This is a genomic window from Parablautia muri (genome assembly GCF_009917485.1).
Taxonomy (GTDB): Bacteria; Bacillota; Clostridia; order Lachnospirales; family Lachnospiraceae; genus Suilimivivens; species Suilimivivens muri.
Genome location: NZ_QZDT01000052.1, coordinates 20,923 through 27,366 on the forward strand (window position 1 = coordinate 20,923; position 6,444 = coordinate 27,366).

The window sequence follows — 6,444 nt, forward strand, 5'->3', positions numbered from 1 at the left end:
TTTTTTGCGCCCATTTTTGGCATTTTGGAAAATCGCCAGCATTATACCGTGCAAAGGAGATAGAAAGAAATTTCCGCAAATCACCATCGTTTTTGCCTTTTTTGGTTTTGTAGGTATTAGTTGCAATGGAATCAAAATATCCCAATATTTTCATAACTGGCAAAGGCAACAAAGAGAGAACCATGCCATTGACCGCTAAAGCAGCTGAACATCTCAGGGAATATATTCGTGTATACCACAATAATTCTTCCAAAGAATCCTATTTATTTTCCACAACAATAAAAGGCGTAACAGACAGGATGTCTATAGGGAATGTCCAGTGGATTATTAAAAAGTATGCTGCCCAGGTCAATGAAGCAGGGATCAACCTTCCGTCTTCGGTTTACTGCCACATGTTCCCCCGCACAAGAGCCACAAATCTTTACCAGGATGGAATCGCCATTGAGCTTGTTTCTGCAGTGTTAGGGCATGCCAGGACTGAAACAACTAAAAACTACTATGCAAAACCATCTGTTGAACAGCTTCGGGAAACAATGGAATCTGTTCCAACACCTGCATCTGATGAGGCGCCAATGTGGGAGGGCAACGAAGATGAAATGGCAAGGTTTTGTGGATTGCGCTAACGAATAATGCCCATCTTTTATCAGTAAAATGCCCTATTTCTCAGCATTCTTTAAAATGATTAACATTTTGGAATGCTGAGTATAAGGCTTCCACCTCTTTGGTATTCCTGTCCTTTGCGGGCGCAAGAATATCCTTGTTGACCTCCTTATCATGCAGCATGGAATGTGCGGTTTCATGCACCATCGTTTTTAAAGTCTGGCTCTCGCTCATGCCCTCCTGCACTGCAATCCGCTTTTCTGCCGGGCTGAAGAAGCCTTTGGAATCTCCGGGAATATCCTCAAAGCTGATTGGAACCGGCGCAATAAAGGTGACTGCCTTAACAAAGTCCCCATAGCCCTCCACTGTGGACAGAAGCTCTTTTGCCTCCAGCTCCGGGATTGGCTCCCCCGATGTCTGCTTTACATCAAAGACGGACACAGCACGGAAAGCAGGGATTTTAACCTCGACTTCCTCCGTCTGCGGCATACCGTCCTTATCCAGCATGACCTCCCCGGTCACAGGGTCTAACTTATCCCGTTCCTCTTTGATCTTATAAGGGGCAGGGGCAAGGATACGGATTCCCCTCTCCCCCTTGTTTACATGGCGGTTGAAATTCCTCTGCCATGCCTGGTACCCTGCAACTAAACTGGCGTCAGGGCGTTGTAGGGCTATCAGGAGCGTGTTGTTGACGCTGTAATTATGGAATTTTGACATGGTGGAGAGGTAGTTTTTGTATTTCTCGCTCTCAAAAAGTTCTTTTAACCCCTCCTCCAGCTTGTCAGTGATCTCCTTTACTTTCTGTTTTTCTGTTTTTGCATCTGCCATATCTGATTTTCCTTTCTTTGCACCAAAAAAGACAATCTGTTATGACTGTCTTTCTTCCTGAAAACAGAAAAAGCAGCGAATTGTTTTATATAACGCAAAAACAAATTCACTGCTTTACTACTTGTGTTATTAAGTTGCTCTAATTATGCTAATATTGGCTCTCTTTTTCTAATGACAGCCTCCACTTCCTCTATGGTCTTTTCAACAATCCTTGCTATTTGTTCTGATGAATAACCATCTCTGTGCATATTCATAATCACGCCAGTTATAGCATTATCTGTTGCATTTTCTCTGATCCCCTGTGAAAGATTACACATAGCGCTCATATCCTTTCTCAATTTTTCATCTACCGGAATACTGTACTCAGTTTTAATAATCCCTAATTTCTCATCAACGGTCAATTCCGCCGAAAGCAACGTACTCAGCAAACGGTGTAGCTCATACTTTTCATCATGCTCCGGAAGTTCATTTGATATACCTATCAGGACAATATTCAGCAGGTCAAGCCCGCCTTTCCACGGATAGGAACCGAGCAGATCGTCTTTCGCAAGATGCACATAAGCCACACTGCTTTCGTCCATGCCCATACACACCCAAATCGAAAATACACGCCTGATGTCGTTATAGTTTGTCTTGACAAAATCCCGTTCCTTCTGTGAGGAAACAAGGCGGCTCACATAGAAAACTGCCCTGTTTAAGATATGGTAGCCTGACGGTTCATCTTTCTGTGCTTCCACGTTTACGATGACCTGTGAAATACCGTCTTTCATGCGCACATAAAAGATAATGTCAAACCTTACAAGCCCCTCGTTTATCTCCGCATTTTCCGTATTCATCCCGACAATGCGCTGCCCGTTTTCCGAACTATCCTTAGATAGTTTGCTGTCGTTAGACGGTATTTTTTCAATATTGGTCAGCCCCGGCTCTACCGGAACCACGCTGATAAATGGCTCTCCCTCAATATAAGACACCACATCTTTCGGGTTCATTCCCCGGAACTCATCAACCGTCTTTACCAGGATATGCGCCAGAATGATCTTATTTCCCAACAGGCGTTTTGCCTTATCATCATACTGTGCGTCCTGGTCTGTTGCGCTGACCGCATTCTTTATTTCCGTATCCATCAGCCATAAACCTCCTTTTTGTATGATGGAAACGCAAAAGCCATTCCCAAAAGGTATATGACCTCAATGCCATTATACCCCGAAATCCCGGCTAAATCAATCGGAACTTTATAATTGCCATCCCGGACAATAATTGAAATTTGATTAGTTTTATGATTGTTACAGCGTTTCCTCCTTCCTTTTCGCTTTATCAGTATCTGCCCGGTCTTCCCCGGACACTTGCGCTTTGTATGCTGCCAACTTTTCTTTTAGCGATGCCCTCTGCGCAGGCTTGTCAGCCATTGCCGCAGCAGCTCTCAGCCCTCCACTGCCCATTGTATAATCATGCCTTGCGTTTTCTACCGGGTGCGGTATCGGTGCATTGGCGGCTCTTTCGCCTGTTTCCGGTCTTTCGGAAGTCTTTTCTTCCTGTGCTGACTTCTGGACATCATGTACATAAGCATAGGTTTTATCACTTTTTATCTTTATTTGTTGTTATCCTCTTGAAGTGCTGATTTTACAAGGATTGTCCAATATTATTCACTCCTTTATTGCTTATCATATTTTGTCTTTATCCATGTGCTGATTATTGAAATTAGGGGTAGTAATTGGGGTATTTGTGGGGTAATGAAAAGGGCGGTCACAATGCCGCCCCTCTGCTATAAAACTATTTTCAGATTGTCCATTTCCTTTTGCTTGGTGTTCGGTAAAACGTGGCTGTACAAATCCATTGTCATTGCAAGGCTGCTATGCCCTAAGATTGTTTTTAAGGTCTGCGGACTGCCGCCCTGTTCTATGTACCGTGTTGCAAATGTATCCCTCAAAGCGTGTACTGTAAAATCCTCTATCGGCTTGCCTTTTTCCTCCAACCGGGCAAGTACGCTTCTGATTGCCTTATTTACGATGCTATTATCTACCATTTTGCCAAACACTGATACAAATACCCTGTTTTCTTCCCGGTCTATTGAAATGACTATGCTCTGCTTTTTCCTCTGCCTTGTCAGTATGCCCTTTATCGTGTCATTTAAGGGAATATCCCTTTTCCCTGCTTCACTTTTCGGCGTGCCTGTTGTCCAGGAATTGTCCTCGTTAAACGTGGCGGTTTTGGTAACATGAATCACATTCTGCTTGTAATCTATGTCACTCCATGTCAAGGCGGCGGCTTCTGCTTTTGTCAAGCAAAAACTAAAAAATAATATCTTATTTTTCAATAGAAAAGACACCACAGAATCAGCTCCATGATGCCCAAATTGAAAGTATGTAAGTCTTCAAATTGTTAAAATCTAATCAAACCTCATTTCTTCTATAATTTTTGCTCCTTCTTTAATAATATCAGCATAATGTTCACTTTCCCCCATCTCTTTCTGTAATATATTACAGAGTCCTTTAGATATTGAAATCTCCTTACCTGAAAATCTTGTGCGGACATATTCATTCAGATCCCCAAAACTAAGAATCTGATTTTCAGCTATGCCAGTTGCAAATATTAGATAAAAAGTAAATGTTGCCTTCATATTTGTTCCATATGGATTAAAAACAATCCCTTTTTCAATATTGTCTTTATGTTCATTTACAAATCTTTTTAGTCCTCTTATTGTTAATGCCGAAATATTTAAAACCTTGTTCAAGTGTTTTTTTTATTGTTTCAGTCAATTCTTCTGTACTCTCATCATTGAATGGCAAATCAGCATCATAAATTCCACTTAAAAAATATAGCATTTTACATGTTATTGAAGTATCATTAATATTATTAGGACACATAAATTGCAATCCATTAAACATACCTACTTGTTGAAATCCTTTTTGAAGTTCCTGCCCTAAAGCATTTTGGGAAATAAATTTAAACCCAATTTTTTTTGCATCCAAATTTATCGTTAAAAACATCGCATTGTAAGAGCATTCCTGCATAATACAATCACATATCCTTACATTATAAATTGCAATACCGAACAAACTTACTAATATATTAACCGTTCCATCACCTGCCACATAAGCAAACAAACTGTGACTTCCCAGATCAGACATTTGATTTATCAAATTATATATATCTTCACTTCCAATTATGCGAACCGGGTCAATGCCTTTTCCGGTAGTAATAAACTCTATTATTGACTCAAAAGCATTCAATCTATCTGCTACATTGTTATTAAGACAATACCATTCAAATGCAATTTTAGCCGCCAACCTGTGAATTTTCTGGCTAAAGAAACCCCCGATATCTATTGATACTCTTTTTTCAATTTCAATTTGGTTTATATCCGTTTCAGCTATCTTTCCATAATCAATACCTTTCATTTCTTTTATTCTGTTCATTGGTCCAATGAGGCTTTTTCCATCAATACTACGCATAATCTTCTTGTTAAACAAATCTGTATCAGCGTTCATTTTCGTAGTATATTCTGTGCCATCCACAATGACATTAGCAGAATACCTTGCATATTGATTTCCTTTACTTGATTTAATATCAAGTTCATTTGTTATAAACGCCAGTTTTGAAATCACTTCGTCTTCAAACATATCACTAAATTTATTATTATGGGCAACCCTGCACGCATTTGGGTTTATAATTTTACCATTAGTAAGGGCATCTGGAATTATATCCGACTTTGACAAATCAGTTTCTGTTCCACAATAAATACATCTTCGTACCATACACTACCGCTCCCTCAAATTATTTTTTCTATTTTATCACAGTAAACAGGGAGATTCTACCATATTTAAAAGACACCACAGAACCAGCTCCATGATGTCTTTCCCACATTATTTCCTACATTACTTCATTCCAGCGCAATTCTCCCCCGCTGCTTCAGGGAAGAACCAGTCATCCATCTTCCAGACAATCTCTATCCTCTCTTCGCTGTAGACCAGCACCCTGACAATCACGACAGCCAGTCTGCCTTTATCAAAAGTTTCAAGCGATACCAGCACGCCCAGCTCCGCCTCCATCTCTTCCATATGAAGCACCTGTTCCTTGATCTGGACAATCTCATCTTTCAACTCCGGTATCTTTCTTTCTATTTCCAGGATCCGGCTGGCGGTGGTTTCATACTCTTTACAGTACTTATCTTTCGTGATATTCCCGGAGCGGTAATCCTCATAAAGCCTGAGCTTCCTTGAAGAAAGTCTCTTTCCTTCCGCTTCCAGCTTCCTTATTTCTTCCTCAATGACTACCGTCCTTTCCCACTCCTTTTTCTTTCTGGACACCTCCGCCGACACCATGCCCGCCATGGTGCGGACGCAGGACAATACAGTATTTTCCAGCCGCTCTTTGTCCACATGGATCGTCCTGCATCCTGCAATGCCGGAAGTTGCCGCCTCCCCGCACCGGTAGGCAGCTTATGACGGAAGATGAAATCGCAGTCATGGACGGAGGGAAATGTATCTTGCAGCTACGTGGGGTGCACCCGTTCTTTTCGGACAAATTCGACATAACGAAGCACCCGAAATACAAGTACCTGTCCAACGCAGAGCCGAAGAACGCCTTTGACATGGAAAAGCACCTTAAACGCCGCCCCGCCATTGTCAAGCCCGATGAGGTTTTTGACTATTACAAGATTGACGCAGCAGACTTACAGGAGGACGCAGACCATGAGGAAACGTAGCGCAGAGGAAAAACAAAAGCAGCTTGAACGGTTTTTAATGAATGTTGCGGAAGCCGCCGATGCTGCATTATGGGAGTATTGGCGGGAAAAGGAAGCGGAACACCGCCGCTTTGCAACGGAGTATGTCACGCGCCGGGGGCTTATCCCGCAACAATGACAGTATGGCAGACCGCCGGGAGACAGGGGAAGCTACACTTCCCCTACGCTGCCTTGCGCCAGCTATCCCTTTGTGAACTTGTGGGAAGCGAACACCTTGCTACGCAAGCTATTCACTTCCCGCAAGTCTGAAAAAAACGTCCGGCAGCACAGCG

9 protein-coding genes and 1 pseudogene are annotated in these 6,444 nt (G+C 42.1%); 3 read left to right on the plus strand and 7 right to left on the minus strand.

Going from position 1 to position 6,444, the window contains the following annotated elements; translation table 11 throughout:
* Positions 1-125: 125 nt before the first annotated feature.
* A complete protein-coding gene (locus D5281_RS20045; RefSeq protein WP_277935490.1) occupies positions 126-623 on the plus strand; it encodes a tyrosine-type recombinase/integrase in 498 nt (165 codons plus the stop codon).
* Between the two features lie 40 nt (positions 624-663).
* Here the strand turns inward: D5281_RS20045 and D5281_RS20050 are convergent, their stop codons facing one another.
* From D5281_RS20050 to D5281_RS20080, 7 genes are all read right to left on the minus strand, one after another.
* Complete coding sequence (locus D5281_RS20050; protein WP_160561833.1) at positions 664-1,428, minus strand: ArdC-like ssDNA-binding domain-containing protein; 765 nt, start codon at positions 1,426-1,428, stop codon at positions 664-666.
* A 143-nt stretch (positions 1,429-1,571) separates the two neighbouring features.
* Positions 1,572-2,552 (minus strand): hypothetical protein, encoded by a 981-nt coding sequence (locus D5281_RS20055; RefSeq protein ID WP_160561834.1) that lies wholly within the window; start codon positions 2,550-2,552, stop codon positions 1,572-1,574.
* A gap of 159 nt (positions 2,553-2,711) precedes the next feature.
* Positions 2,712-2,867 carry a hypothetical protein gene (locus D5281_RS26040; protein WP_277935491.1) on the minus strand — a complete coding sequence of 52 codons (156 nt, stop codon included), beginning with the start codon at positions 2,865-2,867 and terminating at the stop codon, positions 2,712-2,714.
* A 323-nt stretch (positions 2,868-3,190) separates the two neighbouring features.
* Positions 3,191-3,742 carry a tyrosine-type recombinase/integrase gene (locus D5281_RS20065; RefSeq protein WP_160561835.1) on the minus strand — a complete coding sequence of 184 codons (552 nt, stop codon included), beginning with the start codon at positions 3,740-3,742 and terminating at the stop codon, positions 3,191-3,193.
* A 72-nt stretch (positions 3,743-3,814) separates the two neighbouring features.
* Entirely contained in the window at positions 3,815-4,159 is a 345-nt protein-coding gene (locus tag D5281_RS20070; RefSeq protein WP_160561836.1) for a hypothetical protein, read from the minus strand.
* Positions 4,098-5,183: a hypothetical protein gene (locus tag D5281_RS20075; RefSeq protein WP_160561837.1), complete on the minus strand. Its 1,086-nt coding sequence runs from the start codon at positions 5,181-5,183 to the stop codon at positions 4,098-4,100. Before D5281_RS20075 ends, D5281_RS20070 begins: the two co-directional genes overlap by 62 nt.
* 120 nt (positions 5,184-5,303) lie before the next feature.
* On the minus strand, positions 5,304-5,807 hold the full coding sequence (locus D5281_RS20080; RefSeq protein WP_160561838.1) for a hypothetical protein: 504 nt from the start codon (positions 5,805-5,807) through the stop codon (positions 5,304-5,306).
* A 44-nt stretch (positions 5,808-5,851) separates the two neighbouring features.
* Between D5281_RS20080 and D5281_RS20085 the strand changes: the two are divergent.
* Together D5281_RS20085 and D5281_RS26045 are read left to right on the plus strand one after the other, a co-directional pair.
* Positions 5,852-6,133, plus strand: a pseudogene (locus D5281_RS20085) (hypothetical protein); the annotation flags it as partial.
* Positions 6,120-6,290, plus strand: a complete 171-nt coding sequence (locus tag D5281_RS26045) for a hypothetical protein (RefSeq protein WP_002569167.1) — start codon at positions 6,120-6,122, stop codon at positions 6,288-6,290. The pseudogene D5281_RS20085 and the gene D5281_RS26045, both read left to right, overlap by 14 nt.
* Positions 6,291-6,444 lie beyond the last annotated feature (154 nt).

Bases quoted from the DNA above. Each gene is read 5' to 3' on its own strand.
- D5281_RS20050 (WP_160561833.1), bottom strand. From the start codon at position 1,428: ATGGCAGATGCAAAAACAGAAAAACAGAAAGTAAAGGAGATCACTGAC.
- D5281_RS26045 (WP_002569167.1), top strand. From the start codon at position 6,120: ATGAGGAAACGTAGCGCAGAGGAAAAACAAAAGCAGCTTGAACGGTTT.
- D5281_RS20055 (WP_160561834.1), bottom strand. From the start codon at position 2,552: ATGGATACGGAAATAAAGAATGCGGTCAGCGCAACAGACCAGGACGCA.
- D5281_RS20045 (WP_277935490.1), top strand. From the start codon at position 126: ATGGAATCAAAATATCCCAATATTTTCATAACTGGCAAAGGCAACAAA.
- D5281_RS26040 (WP_277935491.1), bottom strand. From the start codon at position 2,867: ATGGGCAGTGGAGGGCTGAGAGCTGCTGCGGCAATGGCTGACAAGCCT.
- D5281_RS20075 (WP_160561837.1), bottom strand. From the start codon at position 5,183: ATGGTACGAAGATGTATTTATTGTGGAACAGAAACTGATTTGTCAAAG.